Annotated in this window: 16 protein-coding genes; 13 read left to right on the top strand and 3 right to left on the bottom strand. The window is 69.1% G+C overall.

Translation table 11 applies throughout. The features are described from left to right. Positions 1-9: 9 nt before the first annotated feature. Positions 10-1,197 (bottom strand): TetR/AcrR family transcriptional regulator, encoded by a 1,188-nt coding sequence (locus tag ABD993_RS14535; protein WP_345417411.1) that lies wholly within the window; start codon positions 1,195-1,197, stop codon positions 10-12. A 130-nt stretch (positions 1,198-1,327) separates the two neighbouring features. Between ABD993_RS14535 and ABD993_RS14530 the strand changes: the two genes are divergently transcribed. From ABD993_RS14530 to ABD993_RS14515, 4 genes are read left to right on the top strand one after another with little or no spacing between them, the layout of a single operon-like run. Then, the gene (locus ABD993_RS14530) at positions 1,328-2,560 is read left to right on the top strand and encodes an acetyl-CoA C-acetyltransferase (RefSeq protein ID WP_425568994.1); all 1,233 of its coding nucleotides are present in this window, start codon (positions 1,328-1,330) and stop codon (positions 2,558-2,560) included. Between the two features lie 36 nt (positions 2,561-2,596). After that, the gene (locus ABD993_RS14525) at positions 2,597-4,768 is read left to right on the top strand and encodes a 3-hydroxyacyl-CoA dehydrogenase NAD-binding domain-containing protein (protein ID WP_345417405.1); all 2,172 of its coding nucleotides are present in this window, start codon (positions 2,597-2,599) and stop codon (positions 4,766-4,768) included. After that, complete coding sequence (locus ABD993_RS14520; RefSeq protein ID WP_345417402.1) at positions 4,765-5,625, top strand: SDR family oxidoreductase; 861 nt, start codon at positions 4,765-4,767, stop codon at positions 5,623-5,625. Before ABD993_RS14525 ends, ABD993_RS14520 begins: the two co-directional genes overlap by 4 nt. Further along, positions 5,615-6,784 carry an acyl-CoA dehydrogenase family protein gene (locus ABD993_RS14515; RefSeq protein ID WP_345417399.1) on the top strand — a complete coding sequence of 390 codons (1,170 nt, stop codon included), beginning with the start codon at positions 5,615-5,617 and terminating at the stop codon, positions 6,782-6,784. Before ABD993_RS14520 ends, ABD993_RS14515 begins: the two co-directional genes overlap by 11 nt. Here the strand turns inward: ABD993_RS14515 and ABD993_RS14510 are convergent. Continuing rightward, complete coding sequence (locus tag ABD993_RS14510) at positions 6,759-7,334, bottom strand: TetR/AcrR family transcriptional regulator (RefSeq protein ID WP_345417396.1); 576 nt, start codon at positions 7,332-7,334, stop codon at positions 6,759-6,761. The two genes, ABD993_RS14515 and ABD993_RS14510, sit on opposite strands and share 26 nt — an antisense overlap. A gap of 295 nt (positions 7,335-7,629) precedes the next feature. Between ABD993_RS14510 and ABD993_RS14505 the strand changes: the two genes are divergently transcribed. Genes ABD993_RS14505 through ABD993_RS14495 form a run of 3 tightly spaced genes read left to right on the top strand, consistent with a single transcriptional unit; the run spans position 7,630 to position 8,842 of the window. After that, on the top strand, positions 7,630-7,824 hold the full coding sequence (locus tag ABD993_RS14505) for a hypothetical protein (protein ID WP_345417393.1): 195 nt from the start codon (positions 7,630-7,632) through the stop codon (positions 7,822-7,824). A gap of 55 nt (positions 7,825-7,879) precedes the next feature. Beyond that, positions 7,880-8,071: a ferredoxin gene (locus tag ABD993_RS14500; protein ID WP_345417390.1), complete on the top strand. Its 192-nt coding sequence runs from the start codon at positions 7,880-7,882 to the stop codon at positions 8,069-8,071. A 36-nt stretch (positions 8,072-8,107) separates the two neighbouring features. Continuing rightward, positions 8,108-8,842, top strand: coding sequence for a phosphotransferase (locus tag ABD993_RS14495; protein ID WP_345417387.1), 735 nt, complete (start codon positions 8,108-8,110; stop codon positions 8,840-8,842). 163 nt (positions 8,843-9,005) lie between these two features. Here ABD993_RS14495 and ABD993_RS14490 read toward each other — a convergent pair whose 3' ends face one another. Then, complete coding sequence (locus ABD993_RS14490; RefSeq protein WP_345417384.1) at positions 9,006-9,482, bottom strand: hypothetical protein; 477 nt, start codon at positions 9,480-9,482, stop codon at positions 9,006-9,008. Between the two features lie 128 nt (positions 9,483-9,610). Here ABD993_RS14490 and ABD993_RS14485 point away from each other — a divergent pair, with 128 nt between their 5' ends. The 6 genes from ABD993_RS14485 to ABD993_RS14460 all read left to right on the top strand — a co-directional run bounded on the left by ABD993_RS14485 (position 9,611) and on the right by ABD993_RS14460 (position 16,364). Then, a complete protein-coding gene (locus ABD993_RS14485; protein ID WP_345417382.1) occupies positions 9,611-11,155 on the top strand; it encodes an acyl-CoA synthetase in 1,545 nt (514 codons plus the stop codon). Between the two features lie 130 nt (positions 11,156-11,285). Beyond that, on the top strand, positions 11,286-11,696 hold the full coding sequence (locus tag ABD993_RS14480) for an SCP2 sterol-binding domain-containing protein (RefSeq protein WP_345417378.1): 411 nt from the start codon (positions 11,286-11,288) through the stop codon (positions 11,694-11,696). A gap of 7 nt (positions 11,697-11,703) precedes the next feature. After that, positions 11,704-12,975 carry a cytochrome P450 gene (locus ABD993_RS14475; protein ID WP_345417375.1) on the top strand — a complete coding sequence of 424 codons (1,272 nt, stop codon included), beginning with the start codon at positions 11,704-11,706 and terminating at the stop codon, positions 12,973-12,975. Between the two features lie 37 nt (positions 12,976-13,012). Continuing rightward, positions 13,013-14,410 carry an aldehyde dehydrogenase family protein gene (locus ABD993_RS14470; RefSeq protein WP_345417372.1) on the top strand — a complete coding sequence of 466 codons (1,398 nt, stop codon included), beginning with the start codon at positions 13,013-13,015 and terminating at the stop codon, positions 14,408-14,410. A gap of 335 nt (positions 14,411-14,745) precedes the next feature. Beyond that, on the top strand, positions 14,746-15,504 hold the full coding sequence (locus ABD993_RS14465; RefSeq protein WP_345417369.1) for an MlaE family ABC transporter permease: 759 nt from the start codon (positions 14,746-14,748) through the stop codon (positions 15,502-15,504). 20 nt (positions 15,505-15,524) lie between these two features. Beyond that, positions 15,525-16,364 carry an ABC transporter permease gene (locus tag ABD993_RS14460; RefSeq protein WP_345417366.1) on the top strand — a complete coding sequence of 280 codons (840 nt, stop codon included), beginning with the start codon at positions 15,525-15,527 and terminating at the stop codon, positions 16,362-16,364. Position 16,365 lies beyond the last annotated feature (1 nt).

The raw sequence follows: 16,365 nt of genomic DNA, 5'->3' as shown, positions 1-16,365 counted from the left end.
GGGCCACGGTCACCGCGAGGCCCTGGCCGCCACGCCCGTCGGACCGGTGAACAGTACCGCCGACGCCAGCTGCCGGATCTCGTCCGCGATCGCGGTGCGAGTGTGGAAGCCTCCGAGCCGGACCAGGTCGTTCACGATGCTGCGGGCTGCGCCGACCCGCACCGTGCACTGCGCCTTCGTCAGATCGGGACGGCAGGGCTCGAGTGCGGTGACCCAGTCACCGAAGTCCGTGCGCAGCGTGGCGCGGATCCGTCCGCCCGCCTCGGGCGGCAGATGGATGGCCTCGGTCACGTACACACCGAACAACGCGCGATTGTCGATCCCGAGGTCGACGTAGTCCGCCACGCGCCGCTCGAGGGCGGAGATCGGCTCGCCGGCGTCGCCAGGGCCGGCCACGAGGCGGTCCGCGGCACGGCTGAACGCCGCGACGAGCAGTTCGGCCTTCGTGGAGAAGTGGTGGTAGATGCTCGGTCCCGCGATGCCCACGGCCGCGCCGATGTCGTCGAGGCTGACCGCGTTGAACCCCCGCTCGTGGAACAGCTCGATCGCCACCCCGAGCAGCTGCTCGCCACGGTTGCGCGCGGACCGAGGCGGCACCCGCGGTGCGACCGGCCGCGCCGTCTCGAGCTCGGCGCGGCAGACGCTGAGCGCCGCAGCGGCCAGCTCGGCGCGGTAGTCGGCCTTGGGCAGTGGTGCTCGCAGCAGCGAGGGCGCCGAGAGGGCGGCGAGTGCGGCGGCGACCAGCAGCCTCCGGTCGGCGCGCCGCAGCGAGGGTCGATCCGCCGCCACCGACGCGTCGAGGGCTGAGACCAGGTCGTCGAACCGGCGGTACACACCTTCGCGCGGCTCCGGCGACAGGAAGCGCAGCTCGCGATGGAGGAGCACCCATACCTCGCGACGCTCCAGCGCCGCACCGGCGAGCCGGTCGAGGCGCTCCTCGAGGTCTCCGGCCGGGCCGACAGCCTCCACGGCGACGTCGAGGCCGCGGTGTAGTGCCGCCGCGAGGAGAGCCTCCTTCCCCCGGTGATGGCGGTACACCGCAGGCGCCGTCACACCCACGGCGGTGGCGACGTCGGCCAGGGACACGCCGTGGTAGCCACGCCGCGAGAAGAGCTCGGCCGCGGAGTCCGCGAGCTGCGCCCCCCGCTCGGGGAGGCGGCGCCGCGCCGTCCGCCGAGCTGCCCGTGCCGCCGTCATCGCCGCCTGCTCCTGCCTCGGGCCCAGGGTGAGCTGCCTCGCGCAACTTGCCTAGTGAACATTCCCTAGGTTAGCGTACGACGGGTCGCGACGGTGCGCTGCACCGTGAACCCGCTAGGACGGAGCAATGATGTCCGTACCCTCCTCGCCCTCCTCGGAGGCGCTGATCTACGACGCCATCCGGACCCCCCGTGGACGAGGCAAGAGCTCCGGCTCCCTGCACTCCGTGAAGCCGGTCTCGCTGGTGGTCGGGCTGGTCGAGGAGTTGCGCGCCCGCCACCCGGGTCTCGACCCGGCGCTGATCGACGACATCGTGCTCGGCATCGTCACCCCCGTCGGCGACCAGGGTTCGGTCCTGCCGCGTACGGTGGCGTTGGCGGCCGGACTCCCGGAGACCGTCGGCGGGCTCCAGCTCAATCGCTTCTGCGGCTCCGGGCTGGAGGCGGTCAACACGTCGGCCCAGAAGGTCCGGTCCGGCTGGGACGACCTGGTACTCGCGGGTGGCGTCGAGTCGATGTCGCGGTGCCCGCTCGGCGCCGACGGCGGGGCGTGGATGAACGACCCGGCCACGAACTACGCCACCTCGTTCATCCCACAGGGCGTGAGTGCCGATCTCATCGCCACCACCGAGGGCTTCACCCGTGACGACGTCGACGCGTACGCGGTGCAGAGCCAGCAGCGCGCGGCCGCGGCCTGGTCGGGTGGGTACTTCGAGAAGTCGATCGTGCCGGTGCGTGACCAGAACGGGTCCGTCGTGCTCGACCGGGACGAGTTCATGCGGCCCAGCACGACGGTCGAGACCCTCGGTTCGCTCAAGCCCTCCTTCGCGACGATGGGCTCGCAGGGCGGCTTCGACGCCGTCGCCCTGCAGAACTACCACTGGATCGAGCGGATCGAGCACGTCCACCACGCCGGCAACTCGTCCGGGATCGTCGACGGCGCCGCACTCGTCCTGATCGGCAGCGAGGAGATCGGCAGCCGCCTGGGCATGGCCCCGCGTGGGCGGATCGTCGCCACGGCGACGTCGGGGGCGGATCCGACGATCATGCTGACCGGCCCGACCCCCGCAACGCGCAAGCTGCTGGACCGCACCGGCCTCACCATCGACGACATCGACCTCTTCGAGATCAACGAGGCCTTCGCCTCCGTCGTGCTCAAGTACATGAAGGACCTGGGTCTGCCCGTCGAGAAGACCAACGTCAACGGTGGGGCCATCGCGATGGGGCACCCGCTCGGGGCGACCGGCGCCATGCTGGTCGGCACCGTCCTCGACGAGCTCGAGCGCCGTCAGGCGCGCCGCGCCGTCGTCACCCTCTGCATCGGTGGCGGCATGGGCGTGGCCACGCTCGTCGAGCGCCTCTGACCCACGCGACCACGAACCTGAGGACGGACTCTCACCATGAGCGACTTCGACCACCCGATGTTCCGCTGGGACCGTGACGGCGAGGGCGTCGTCACCGTGACCATGGACGACCCCGACCAGTCGGCCAACACCCTCAACGACCGTTTCTCCGCCGAGCTGCCCGTCCTGGTCGACCACCTGTACGCCGAGCGTGAGTCGATCACCGGGGTGATCCTGACCTCGGCGAAGAAGACCTTTCTCGCCGGGGGAGACCTCGGCATGATGATGCGGGCCAACGACTCCGACCGGCCCCGGATCCGCGCGCTGCTGGACGGTTCCAAGCAGCAGCTGCGTCGGTTGGAGACGCTCGGCAGACCGGTCGTCTCCGTGGTGTCGGGCGCTGCGCTCGGCGGCGGCTACGAGCTCACCCTCGCCACCCACCACCGTGTCGCGGTGGACGCACCGGGCACTGTGGTGGGGCTTCCCGAGGTCACCCTGGGGCTGCTTCCCGGCGGCGGCGGTGTGGTGCGAAGCGTGCGGATGTTCGGACTGCTGACCGCGCTGCAGGACATCCTGCTGACCGGTGCACGGTTCCGGCCCGCCGCAGCCCTCGAGAAGGGCATGGTCGACGAGGTCGTCGCGACCGTGGACGAAGGACTCGCCGCCGCGCGCGCGTGGATCGCCGCGAACCCGGAGCCCGCCCAGCCCTGGGACCGGAAGGGTTTCGCCATCCCGGGCGGCACCCCCGCCTCGCCGAAGGTGGCCGCGGTGCTGCCGAGCCTGCCCGCTGTGCTGCGCAAGCAGACCCGCGGGGCCCCCGCCACCGCGCAGGCCGCCATCCTCGCGGCCGCGGTCGAGGGCGCCCAGGTCGACCTGGACAACGCCCTGCTGATCGAGTCCCGCGCCATCACCGAGCTGATCTGCGGCCAGGAGTCCACGAACATCATCAAGTCGATGTTCTACGACATGCAGGCGATCAACCGCGGCGCGAACCGCCCGGAGGGCGTGCCCGCCCACACCGCGAAGAGGATCGTGGTCCTCGGCGCAGGGATGATGGGCGCCGGGATCGCGTACGTCAGCGCCAAGGCAGGCCTCGACGTCGTGCTCAAGGACGTCACCCTCGAGGCCGCGGAGAAGGGCAAGGCCTACAGCGCGGGCATCCTGGAGAAGGCACTGGCCAAGGGCCGGAGCACCCCGGAGAAGCGGGACGAGATCCTCGCCCGCATCCATCCGACGACCGACCCGGCGGACGCCGCGGGCGCCGACGTCGTGATCGAGGCGGTGTTCGAGGACCCGGAGCTGAAGAAGAAGGTCGTCGCCGAGGTACTGCCCTACCTCGCATCGGACGCTGTCCTGGCCAGCAACACCTCGACTCTGCCGATCACCGGCCTGGCGGACGGGGTGCCACGGCCCGAGGACTTCATCGGCACGCACTTCTTCTCGCCCGTCGACAAGATGGCGCTGCTGGAGATCGTCGTCGGCGCGAAGACCAGCGACGTCACGCTGGCGAAGACCATCGACATCGCCCGGCAGATCGGCAAGACCCCCATCGTCGTCAACGACAGCCGGGGCTTCTTCACCAGCCGGGTCATCGTGGAGTTCATCAATGAGGCCATCGCGATGGTCGGCGAGGGCATTCCCGCGGCGTCGGTCGAGCAGGCCGCGACGCAGGCCGGCTACCCCGTCGGCGCGCTAGCGCTGATGGACGAGATCAGCCTGACGCTGAACCGCAGGATCCGCGAGGAGACGATCGCCGGCCTGGCGGCGGAGGGCAAGGAGAAGCCGTTGCACCCCGCAGCCGCGGTCGTGGACCGGATGGTCGACGAGTTCGGGCGTGGCGGCCGGCTGGCGGGCGGTGGCTTCTACGAGTACGCCGACGGTCGCAGGACCGGCCTCTGGGGTGGCCTCGCCGAGCACTTCGGCGCCTCGAACACCGAGGTTCCGTTGCTGGACATGCAGGAGAGGATGTTGTTCGCCGAGGCGATCGACGCGGTCCGGTGCCTGGACGAGGGCGTCCTGCGCTCGGTCGCCGACGCCAACGTCGGGTCGATCCTGGGCATCGGCTTCCCCGCCTGGACCGGCGGTGTCCTGCAGTACGTCAACCAGTACAAGGGCGGGGCGGCCGGCTTCGTCACGCGGGCACGTGAGCTGGCGGACCGCTACGGGAACCGCTTCTCCCCACCGGAGTCCCTCGTGCGTCGCGCCGAGAGCGGGGAGGAGTACACGTGACCGGCGGCGGCCCCCTCGCGGGGCGCACCATGCTGATGTCCGGCGGCAGTCGCGGCATCGGCCTGGCGATCGCCGTCCGGGCGGCGCGTGACGGCGCCAATGTCGCGATCCTGGCCAAGACGGACGAACCCGACCCCCGCCTGCCCGGCACCGTGCACACCGCGGTGGAGGAGATCCGGGCGGCGGGGGGCAACGGCCTGGCGATCGTCGGTGATGTGCGGGACGCGGAGAGCGTAGCCGGCGCGGTGGTACTCACCGTCGACACCTTCGGCGGGATCGACCTCCTGGTCAACAACGCGTCGGCCATCGCGCTCGCTCCGATCGGCGCGGTCTCGATGAAGCAGTACGACCTGATGCTGGACATCAACGCCCGCGGAACCTTCGCCCTGACGAGTGCAGCGCTGCCGCACCTGCACCGATCCGAGAACGCGCAGGTGCTGACCCTGTCACCACCGCTCAACCTCGATCCGGTGTGGTTCGGCAGGCATGCGCCCTACACGGTGAGCAAGTACGCGATGACGATCCTGACGGTCGGCCTGGCGCACCAGGAGCATCCCGTGCCGCTCAGCGCGAACTGCCTCTGGCCCCGGACGACCATCGCCACGGCCGCCGTACAGAACATCGTGGGCGGTGACGCGGCGATGGCGGTCTCGCGCAAGCCGGAGATCATGGCCGACGCCGCGCACGCGATCCTCAGCCGGAAGGCGGGCGAGGTGACCGGGCAGACCCTCCTCGACGAGGACGTGCTCCGGGACGCGGGGGTGTCCGACCTCAGTGCCTACCGCTACGGCTCCGCCGGTTCAGACGACGACCTGAAGATCGATCTCTTCCTCCCCGGGGGCGAAGGTGACTGGTAGCCCGACGCGTCCGGTCTACGACGCGGACCACGAGTTGTTCCGGGAGACCGTCAGGTCCTTCATCAAGACCGGGGTCGCGCCGCACCACGACGACTGGGAGGCGGCGAAGAGACCCGACCGCTCGCTGTTCACGAAGGCGGGGGAGAGCGGCATGTTGCTGTTCCCGACGCCGGAGCGGTTCGGCGGCCCCGGGATCGACGACTGGCGCTTCAACGCGGTGATGAACGAGGAGTTCGGCCGCTCCGGGTACGCCTCGGCGGGCCTCGGCCTGGCACTGCAGAACGACGTCGTCGGCCCCTACCTGCTCGATCTCACGACCGAGGACCAGAAGAAGCGCTGGCTGCCGGGCCTGACCTCGGGCGAGCTCATCGGCGCCATCGCGATGACGGAGCCCGGCACCGGAAGCGACCTGTCCGGCATCGCCACCCGCGCGGTGCGGGACGGGGAGGGCGAGGACGCCGACTACGTCGTCAACGGTTCCAAGACCTTCATCTCCAACGGGCAGAACGCGGATCTGGTCGTCGTCGCCACCCGGACGTCCGAGGATCGGCACCGGGGGCTCACGCTGCTGGTAGTCGAGACCGACAGCCCCGGGTTCGAGCGCGGACGCAACCTGGACAAACTTGGTCTCCACGGGCAGGACACCAGTGAGCTCCACTTCACCGATGTCCGGGTGCCCGCCGCCCACCGGCTGGGCGCAGAGGGCGAGGGCTTCTTCCAGCTCATGCGCAACCTGCCGCAGGAGCGCCTCTCGCTGGCCACGACCGCGGTCGCCGCGTGCGAGGGGATCCTCGCACGCACGCTGGAGTACGTGACCGAGCGCAAGGCGTTCGGCAAGCCCATCGGGACATTTCAGAACAGCAGGTTCCTGTTGGCCGAGTTGCACACCGAGGTCGACATCGCGAGGGTCTACGTCGACCACTGCGTCGGCCTGCACGCCCACGGCGAGCTGACGGCGGTCCAGGCGGCGAAGGCGAAGTGGTGGACCACCGAGCTGCAGGTCCGGGTGGCGGACCGCTGCCTGCAGCTGCACGGCGGCTACGGCTACATGCGGGAGTACCCGATCGCGCGTTCGTTCGCCGACGCCCGGATCCAGACGATCTACGGCGGGACGACCGAGATCATGAAGGAGATCATCGGGCGCGACCTCGGCCTGTGAGCGGTCGCTCGCGGCCCTCGGCGACGACCTGCCGGATGAAGCGATCCAGGTGGTCGTCCAACAGGTCGAGGTCGACGGGCCGGGTCAGCTGCTGGACCCCGACGACGAGCGAGAGGCAGTATCGGGCCAGGTCCTCGGCGTCCTCCTCGTGGCCCTGCACCTCGGCCACCGCGCGGCGGATCAGCGCGAGCCGCCGCGCGTCCACGTCGGCCTGGATCTTCGCCACCGCCGGGTCCATCGCGCTCCAGATGCGGATGGCGGCCTCGGCGTCGTGCGGGACGGTGCGAGAGAGCTTCCGCAGGAGGACGAGCCGGTCCAGCGGGTCTCCGGGCTGCGCGGCCTGCTCGGCGATCCGATCGGTGCGGCCGACCCAGTGCTCGAGGAACTGCGCGACGAAGTCGGGCCAGTTGCGGAAGTAGTTGTAGAAGGACCCGCTGGTGACGCCCAGCCGTTGGTGGAGGGTCGTCATCTTGAGGGCTTTGAAGCCGACCTCCGACAGGATCGCGGTCGCCGCCTCGAAGTAGTCCTCACGGCTGACGTAGTGCGGCAAAGCAGACCTCCATCGGACCGCGGTGGACGGTTCCATCATGTCAGCCGAGGCCCGCCGTGGTCCGAGGTTGGATGATAGAGCAGTCTATGTTACTCTATCGAACACGCTGTTCGACCTTATGCAATACTGTGTGACCGATCCGGTCGCAATTCATGATTCCGTTTCTTCGACGTCGTCGTCAGGGGGGTGGAAGAGGTGCAGCACAACCCGTCGCTCGATCCTCCCGCGTGCCCTGAGCTGGGCTGTTACCTTGCACGCGGGGGCGCCTCGCTCACCCCGCGATCTGATTGACGAGGTGAGCTACGCGGAGCAGCTCGGCCTGGGATCGGCATTCATCTGGCTCGCCCCGTCCGTGACCGGCAGCCCGGCGGAGTGCGCGGCCGCGGTCCGGCACCAGTTCGAGCTGGGCGCGGCCGATGTGATCCTGCACGGCGTCACCCCGCAGGAGCTCGGTCCGCTCGTCAAGGAGTACGCCGCGTCGCGGCGCTGACCGCGACCACAGGACACCACGTCGAAGCCCGGCCCGGCCGGTGGAGAGGAGCATCGTGAAGATCGTCGTCGACAGGTCGCTGTGCACGTCCCTGGGAGTCTGTGAGTCACTCGCTCCCGACCACTTCGAGGTCGACGACGAAGCCGAGCTCGTGGTCCTCGAGGAGAACGTGTCCGAGGACGACCTCGACGCGGTCGAGGCCGCCGTCAGCGGCTGCCCGACCGCGGCACTCAGGCTCGTGGACTGAGTCCACGCCACCTTCGCCCCCCGAGGAGATTCAACGATGAATTCCCCTGCTCCGGTCGGCGCCGCGCATGCGGTGTCCAGCACCGAGGCGATGACCCCCGACTGGTTGACCGAGGTGCTCCACCACTCGGGCCTGCCCGCCGAGTCGGCCGTGGTGGACCTGCGCACGGAGAAGATCGGAACCGGTCGGATCGGTGAGGCCCATCGGCTCTCTCCGGCCTATCGTGGCGACCGCGGGACCGCCCCGGAGAGCCTCGTCGCGACGCTGCCCTCGACGAACCCTGCGAGCCTCGAGTTCGCCAGGGCCGCTCGGCTCGGCGCGGTCGAGGTCGACTTCTACCGGGACGTCGCCTGGCCGCTGTGTCTGTGGCACGGCGACAACCGGCTGGACACCATGCTGTTCCGGCCCGGCGACGAGAAGGACCCGCTGGTGGTCGTCGACTGGCAGGGCATCATTCCCGGCCCCCCGGTCGCGGACGTCAGCCACCTCCTCGGCAACGGTCTCACGACGGAGGACGCCGAGGTCCACGAGCGGGACCTGCCTCGCGAGTACTACCACCAGGCGCTGCAGGCCGGCGGGGTCGAGGACTGCAGCTGGGAGGACTGCCTGACTACACATCGGGCCCAGGCGTTCGCGGGGTTCGTCGTCACGCTGATCTCCGCGGTGCAGGTCGAGCTGACCGAGCGCGGCGACGCGATGACCTCGACGATGCTGCGCGGGCACGCGGACCAGGTGCTGCGGAACGACTCCTTCGACGCCCTACCCGCGTGATGCCCGACCCCCGCAGCGAGCACCTCTGGACGGCGCGGGTCCGGTGGTGGGCGGCGCGCTGGCACACGCTCTGGTACCGGTTCCGGCGCGGCACATGACGTCGACGTGGAACGCGGTGAGCGGACCTGGGCGACCGGTTCCGCTCACCGCCGAGTACTCCTCGTCAGCCTTTGGCTGTGACCTCCGCCTGGTACTTCTCGGTCATGTGGGCGATCGCGGCGAGCTTGCCGCCGTTGTGTCCCTCCCGCACCTTGCCCGCCAGGGCGGCTGTCTCGACGGTCGCCGTCGCCTGGCTCTGGAAATGGGCTGCGACCTCCTCGGCGACGAGCTCGTCGGAGCGCCGGGTGCGCTCTGGTGTGGCCCAGTCGTGGCCCATCAGGAGCAGGGTGCCGAAGCCGCCGGACTGCTCGACCAGCCGGGCGACCTGGTCGCGAGCCTGCTCGGGGGTGCCGATGACCCCTACGCCGAAGTCGTTGATGAAGGAGACCGTCTCCGCGAGGGTGTCGCCCCGGACGCCCATCTGTGGGAAGGCCGCAGTCTGCTGGGGCGCCATGAACGCGGACATCGCCCGCACGCTCGGCCCGGCCGAGGACACCGTGACGAAGGATGTGAGCGCGGCGGCCGCGACCGGCTGCCGCATTCGCACCGAGCTCCGGCTCCGATTGCACTGACCGGCCCGTCGACCACTCCGTTCCCTACGTGGACGCTCAGCTCCCAACCCGCCTAGTAATCAGTCACTCGACATGTCGACCCGTGGAGGGAACATCGATGTACCCCGGCACCCATGCGGCCACAGCCCCTGACCGAGTGGCTGCGCAGCTGCTCGACACCGGCGAGCAGCTGACCTACGGCACCCTCGAGGAACAGTCCGTGCGACTCGCGAACGTGCTGCGCGACGCCGGACTGCGCCGCGGCGACGTGGTCGCGCTGCTGACCGACAACGACCTTCGGGCCTTCGTCGTGTTCTGGGCGGCCCTGCGCACCGGCTGCTACATCACGTCGATCAACCACAATCTCGCGCCGGAGGAGGTCGCGTACATCGTCGACGACTCCGGCGCCACCGCGCTGATCGTCAGCGCCAACAAGGCCGAGGTGGCGGAGAAGGTCCTGGCCGCTACGCCGAACGTGCGGCTGCGGCTGGCCTTCGGCGGAGCGGTCGGCGGCTTCGACTCCTACGAGGACGTGTTGGCCGCCGCGTCCGACGTCGCGCCCGCTGACCAGCCACACGGCATGCCGATGCTGTACTCGTCGGGCACCACCGGGCGGCCCAAGGGAGTGCGGCCCGCCCTACCGGACGCGCAGATCACCGATGTCGGCGACCCGATGATGGCTCTGCTGGTCAAGTCCTTCGGGATGACTCCGGACACCGTCTACCTGAGCCCGGCGCCGCTGTACCACGCCGCGCCGCTGCGCTGGTGCGCCGCGGTGCAAGCGGGGGGCGGGACCGTGCTGGTGCAGCGCAAGTTCGACGCCGAGGGCTGCCTGGGGGCGATTCAGGAGCACCGGGTCACCCACGCCCAGTTCGTACCGACGATGTTCGTCCGGATGTTGCAGCTGCCCGACGAGGTCCGGAGTGGCTACGACGTGTCGAGCCTCAAGCTCGCGGTCCACGCCGCGGCGCCGTGCCCCGTCGAGGTCAAGCAACGGATGATCGACTGGTGGGGCCCGATCCTGGTCGAGTACTACGGGGCCACCGAAGGCAACACCATGACCATGGTGGACAGCCCGACCTGGCTGCGGAAGCCGGGCACCGTGGGCAAGCCCGCGATCGGTGTGCTGCACGTCTGCGACGACGAGGGGCGGGAGCTTCCCGTGGGGGAGGACGGCGCCGTCTTCGTCGAGCGCGAGGGGATCGTGTTCACCTACCACAACGACCCCGAGAAGACGAAGGCCGGCCAGCATCCCGACCACGAGAACTGGACGACGCTGGGCGACATCGGGCACGTCGACGACGACGGGTTCCTCTTTCTCACCGACCGCAAGGCTTTCATGATCATCTCGGGCGGGGTGAACATCTACCCCCAGGAGACCGAGAACGTACTCGCGCTCCATCCGGCCGTCCACGACGTGGCCGTGATCGGGCTGCCCGACCCGGAGATGGGGGAATACGTTGCCGCCTTCGTGCAGCCGCAACAGGGCGTGGTGACCGGGCCCGACCTCGAGGCCGAGATCATCACCTTCGTCAAGTCGAGGATCGCGTCCTACAAGGCACCGAAGGCGGTCCGCTTCGTCGACTCCCTGCCGCGAACCGAGACCGGCAAGTTGGTGAAGGGGGAGCTCAAGCGAGGGGTGCTGGCCGCCGAGGGCGGCTGATGTTCGCACGCTCCGTGACGGGATCGGTGCAATCCGTTCCTTCATAGACTGTTCTATGTTACTCTCGATTCGGTTGGTGGTTCCCTCGTTGGAGCGCCACCCGGGACGCCGAACTTTCAAAGGAGAAGTCATGGGCGGGTTTCGTGCTGCGGACGAAGTTCACCAGTTCCTCGGTGGAATCTTCGAAGAGGCTCTCGCCGACGAGTCGATCGGCCCCAAGCTCGCGAGCACCGGGATGAGTCTGCGGATGGACTACACGGATCCGGACACCACGGTGCGGGTCGACTTCGCGACGAAGGAGATCCTGGTCGGCGAGGCGGCCGCGATCGACTCCGACGCGTCGCTGAGCATGACCGCCGACACCGCGAACCAGTACTGGCAGGGCAAGGTCAGCCTGCCGTTGGCGATGGCGCGCGGAAAGGTCAAGATCGGTGGGTCCGCGTCGCAGCTGCTCAAGCTGGCCCCGGTCGCCAAGGACCTGTACCCGCGCTACGTGAAGATGCTGGCGGACAACGGTCGTTCCGACCTCATCGTGAGCTGAGGCGACCATGACATCGGTAGCCGAGAACCGGACCCACCACCCGATCGACATCTCCGCCGACGAGTTCTGGCGGCTCACGCCGGACGCCCGCGAGCAGACCTTCGCCCGGCTGCGCGCCGAGGCGCCCGTGTCGTGGCAGCGCCCGATCTACAGCCCGATCATGGGCGGGGACGACGGCTCCCCGGGCTACTGGGCCGTCGTCCGGGCCGCGGACATCACCACCGTGAGCAGGCGGGCGGACGTCTTCTCCTCCGCCTCCGGCGGGGTGACGTTCGAGGAGATGCCCGAGGAGATCCTCGAGATGGCGAGCTCCATCCTCACGATGGACGACCCTCGCCACCACCAGATCCGCAAGCTGATCAGCTCGACCTTCACGCCCAAGCGCGTGAAGCTGATCGAGGAGCAGATCGCCAACCAGGCCAGGCTGATCGTCGAGTCCATCAAGGACAAGGGTGAGGCCGAGTTCGTCCACGCGGTGTCGGCCCGCCTGCCACTGTGGACCATCTCAGAGATGATCGGCATCCCGGAGGACCGCCGTCAGGAGGTCGTCGCCGCGGCGAACGCCATGATCGGCTGGGGTGACGACGAGACGATCGCGGACTCCGACTCGGCAACGGTCATGCTCAACGGGATCGTGGCCCTGCACGGCGCCTGCCAGGACGTCATCGACGAGCGGCGGGAGACGCCGCAGAACGACCTGATCTCCGCCCTGATCGCTGCCGAGGTCGACGGGCAGCACCTCACGGACGACGAGATCCGGGCCTTCTTCGTCCTGCTCTGTGTGGCGGGCAACGACACCACCAAGCAGACCACCACACACACGCTGCGGGCCCTGACCGAGCATCCCGACCAGCGAGACTGGCTGTTCGAGGACTACGACACCCGCATCGGTGGCGCGATCGAGGAGTTCGTCCGCTGGGCCACACCGGTGATGACGTTCCGACGCACCGCGCTGGAGCGCTTCGAGCTGGGTGGCTCGGTCATCGAGCCGGGTGACAAGGTCGCACTGTTCTACAGCTCCGGCAACCGGGACGAGGCGACCATCGACCGCCCTCGCGAGTTCGACATCACCCGCAAGCCGGGGCCGCACGTGGCCTTCGGCGGGGGAGGTCCGCACTACTGCCTGGGCAGCCATCTCGCGAAGGCGCAGCTGCGCTCGATCTTCCGCGAGATCTACACCCAGCTGCCGGACATCCGGGCGGTGGGCGAGCCGAAGTACCTCGTGAGTACGTTCATCAACGGGATCCAGGAGCAGCGGTGCGAGTTCACGCCGCGGTGAGCGGACCGCAGCAGCCGTCGACGAGGAGGTCACGGTCATGACGTCGGTGTTGTCCGGAGAGGCGGCGTCGGGGGTCGAGGGTGTGCCGGAGGTGGTCGCCCGGTTGCGGCGGACCTTCGCAGGCGGTCGCACACGAAGCCTCGAGTGGCGGCTCGAGCAGCTCGCCGGAATCGAGCGGCTGGTCGTTGAGCGCGAGGCGGAGATCGCCGCCGCACTGGCCGAGGACCAGGGCCGGAGCGCGCACTACGCGTGGCTCGGCGAGGTGGCGCCGACGGTGGCCGAGGCCGCCTTCGCACGGAGGAACCTCAAGAAGTGGATGCGGACCCGGCGGACCGGGCTGCCGCTGACGATGCTGCCGGGTCGCGCGGAGTACCGCTACGAGCCGCTGGGCGTCGTGCTGGTGATCGGGCCGTGGAACTACCCGGTCTACCTCACTCTCAGCCCACTGGTCGCGGCGGTCTCGGCAGGCAACTGCGCGGTGCTCAAGCCGTCCGAGCACACCCCGGAGACCTCCGCGCTGCTGGCTCGACTGGTCCCGCAGTACCTCGATCCCGCGGCCGTGGCGGTCGTCGAGGGGGCGGCGGACGCGACGCAGGCTCTGCTCGCGCAGGCGATGGACCATGTCCTGTTCACCGGTGGCCCGGAGATCGGCAAGCGCGTGCTGGAGGGTGCGGCTCCGCACCTCACGCCCGTGACCCTCGAGCTGGGTGGCAAGAGCCCCGCCGTGGTGACCGCCGACGCGGACATCGAGGTGGCGGCCCGCCGCATCGCCTGGATGAAGCTGCTCAACTCGGGCCAGACCTGCATCGCGCCGGACTACGCGCTGGTCGACGTCGCGGTCCGGGACGAGTTCCTGGCCGCCCTGCAGAGGACGATCGAGGAGTTCCAGGTCGGCGAACCCGCCGGGCGCGTCATCGATGAGCGGCAGTTCGACCGGGTGAGCAGGCTGCTCGGCTCGCACGGCGGCACCGTCGTCCGGGGCGGTGCGGAGGATCGCGAGTCTCTGAAGATCGACCCGGTCGTCGTGCTCGATCCGAGTCCTGACTCCCCGCTGATGCAGGAGGAGATCTTCGGCCCGGTCCTGCCCGTGGTGACCGTCAGCTCGCTCGACGAGGCGATCCGGCGCATCAACAGCGGTCCCAAGCCGTTGGCAGCGTATCTCTTCGGATCCTCGAAGACGGACCGGGAACGGCTGATCGACGAGACGAGCTCGGGTGGCGTCGTCATCAACCACGCGGCCATGCACTGCCTCGTGCCGCAGCTCCCGTTCGGTGGAGTGGGCAACAGCGGAATGGGTGCCTACCACGGCCGCTGGGGGTTCGAGACCTTCAGCCATCGCAAGGCGGTGCTGGTCAAGCCCGCGAAGCCGGACCCGTCGGTCATGTACCCGCCCTACACCGAGTCCAAGAAGAAACTGATGCGGCGGTTCTTCTGACGCTCGAACGCATCTCAGAATTGCTCCCACTGCACGCAGCGGTGGGAGTTTTTCTGTTCTCGGCATGCTTTTGCATATCGCTGTACGTTGCCTGCCGTCCTCTTCTCGGGGGAGGCGTCCACGTTGGTGGCGGTGCCTGTCCCGTAGCCTCCTGGGTCGATCACACTGAGTGCTCGATCCTGCCGCCCGGTGAGCACCTTCGCACCTGTCGGTGTTGTCGTACACGGTGTACGTCACCAATTTCGAGGACCGTCGTTGTACTCGTCGAGCGCCTCTCGTGTGGTGCGAGTTCGATCAATGACGACGACCGGAGTTCATGACTCATGCCGCCCACCGTGACAGGAGCGACGAAGGCCGTCGGCGGCTTCAGCGCCATGACGGTCGAGACCGTCCGGGCACTCGGGCGCCGGCCGTTCGCCTACCGGGAGCTCATCCAGCAGACCTCCTTCATCGCGGGTGTCTCGCTCCTGCCCGCCATCATGATCACGTTCCCGTTCGTCGGCGTCGTGATCTTCCTGCTGAACCAGCTGCTCGCCGAGATCGGCGCGATCGACCTCGCGGGCACGGTCACGGGGCTGGCGGTGGTCCGAGAGATCGGCCCGCTGGCCGCGGTGCTCGTGACGGCGGGCGCAGGCGCCACAGCGATCGCCGCCGACCTCGGCGCGCGCACCGTCCGGGAGGAGATCGACGCGATGAAGGTGCTGGGCATCGACCCGATCCAGCGCCTCGTCCTCCCGCGCGTACTCGCGTCGATCTTCGTCTCACTCTGCCTCACCGCCATGATCAGCGTCGTCGGCGTGCTGACGAGCTACTTCATCTCGGTGGGTCTGCAGGGATCGGCCCCCGGCCAGTTCGTGGCGGTGCTGACCGTCCTCACGACCGACGCGGACTTCTATGTGAGCCTCGTGAAGGCCTTCGTCTTCGGTGGTGTGGCCGGTCTGGTCGCCTGCTACCGCGGGCTGAACGTCCGCGGCGGCTCGAAGGGCGTCGGCGAGGCGGTCAACGAGACCGTCGTCCTCGCCTTCGTCCTGCTCTTCATCATCAACGTGATCATCTCGACCACGTACCTCCAGCTCGGCAACACCAAGCTCTGATCGCGGAGAGGGGAAACACAGTGCTCGTCGACGGCACCCGAGCCGCGCGGATAGCCGCCGCCCCGCGGTCGGGTCTGCGCACGGTCGGCCATCAGGTCTCGTTCTATCTGAAGGCCTTCGGCTACATCGGCTTCGTCCTGACCCGGTACCGCAAGGAGGTGCTGCGCCAGCTCGGCACCGTGAGCTTCGGCGCCGGTGGCCTCGCCGCGGTCGGCGGGACGGTCGTGATCATCTCGGTGCTGACCGCGAGCGCGGGCATCGAGGGTGGCCTGCAGGGCTACCAGGCGCTCAACGCCATCGGTGTGGATACGCTCACCGGCTTCATCACCGGCTTCGTGAACGTCCGGCTGGCCGCCCCGCTCATCGCGGGCGTCGGCCTGGTCGCGACGGTCGGGGCGGGCTTCACCGCGGAGATCGGTTCCCAGCGCATCAGCGAGGAGATCGACGCCCTCGAGGTGATGGCCATCCGGTCCATCCCCTTCCTGGTCACGACGCGGATCATCTCCGGCGCCGTCGCGATCATCCCGCTCTACGCCGTGGCCCTGTTCTCCGCGTTCGGGGTGACGAAGCTGCTCGTCGTGCTCGGCTTCGGCCAGTCCCCGGGCACCTACGACCACTACTTCTCGACGTTCCTCATCCCCGCGGACGTCATGTACTCCTTCATCGAGATCATCGTGATCGTCATCGTCGTCATGTCCATCCACACGTACTACGGCTTCAACGCCAGCGGCGGTCCCGCCGGTGTGGGGGTCGCGGTCGGTCGAGCCGTGCGTCTCTCCCTGGTCGCCGTCATGTTCACCGCCCTCGCCACCAGCCTGATCCTCTACGGCGACTCCGACACGCTCCACCTGTCGAGGTGAG

It is taken from the genome of Pseudonocardia xishanensis (assembly GCF_039541715.1).
Classification (GTDB): domain Bacteria; phylum Actinomycetota; class Actinomycetes; order Mycobacteriales; family Pseudonocardiaceae; genus Pseudonocardia; species Pseudonocardia xishanensis.
The sequence above is the reverse complement of the archived record's forward strand: the minus strand, read 5'-3'. Positions and strand labels throughout refer to the sequence as shown.

Coding starts and splice junctions, on each gene's coding strand:
- ABD993_RS14535 (WP_345417411.1), bottom strand. CDS start 1,197: ATGACGGCGGCACGGGCAGCTCGGCGGACGGCGCGGCGCCGCCTCCCC.
- ABD993_RS14530 (WP_425568994.1), top strand. CDS start 1,328: ATGTCCGTACCCTCCTCGCCCTCCTCGGAGGCGCTGATCTACGACGCC.
- ABD993_RS14525 (WP_345417405.1), top strand. CDS start 2,597: ATGAGCGACTTCGACCACCCGATGTTCCGCTGGGACCGTGACGGCGAG.
- ABD993_RS14495 (WP_345417387.1), top strand. CDS start 8,108: ATGAATTCCCCTGCTCCGGTCGGCGCCGCGCATGCGGTGTCCAGCACC.
- ABD993_RS14490 (WP_345417384.1), bottom strand. CDS start 9,482: ATGCGGCAGCCGGTCGCGGCCGCCGCGCTCACATCCTTCGTCACGGTG.
- ABD993_RS14485 (WP_345417382.1), top strand. CDS start 9,611: ATGTACCCCGGCACCCATGCGGCCACAGCCCCTGACCGAGTGGCTGCG.
- ABD993_RS14480 (WP_345417378.1), top strand. CDS start 11,286: ATGGGCGGGTTTCGTGCTGCGGACGAAGTTCACCAGTTCCTCGGTGGA.
- ABD993_RS14475 (WP_345417375.1), top strand. CDS start 11,704: ATGACATCGGTAGCCGAGAACCGGACCCACCACCCGATCGACATCTCC.
- ABD993_RS14470 (WP_345417372.1), top strand. CDS start 13,013: ATGACGTCGGTGTTGTCCGGAGAGGCGGCGTCGGGGGTCGAGGGTGTG.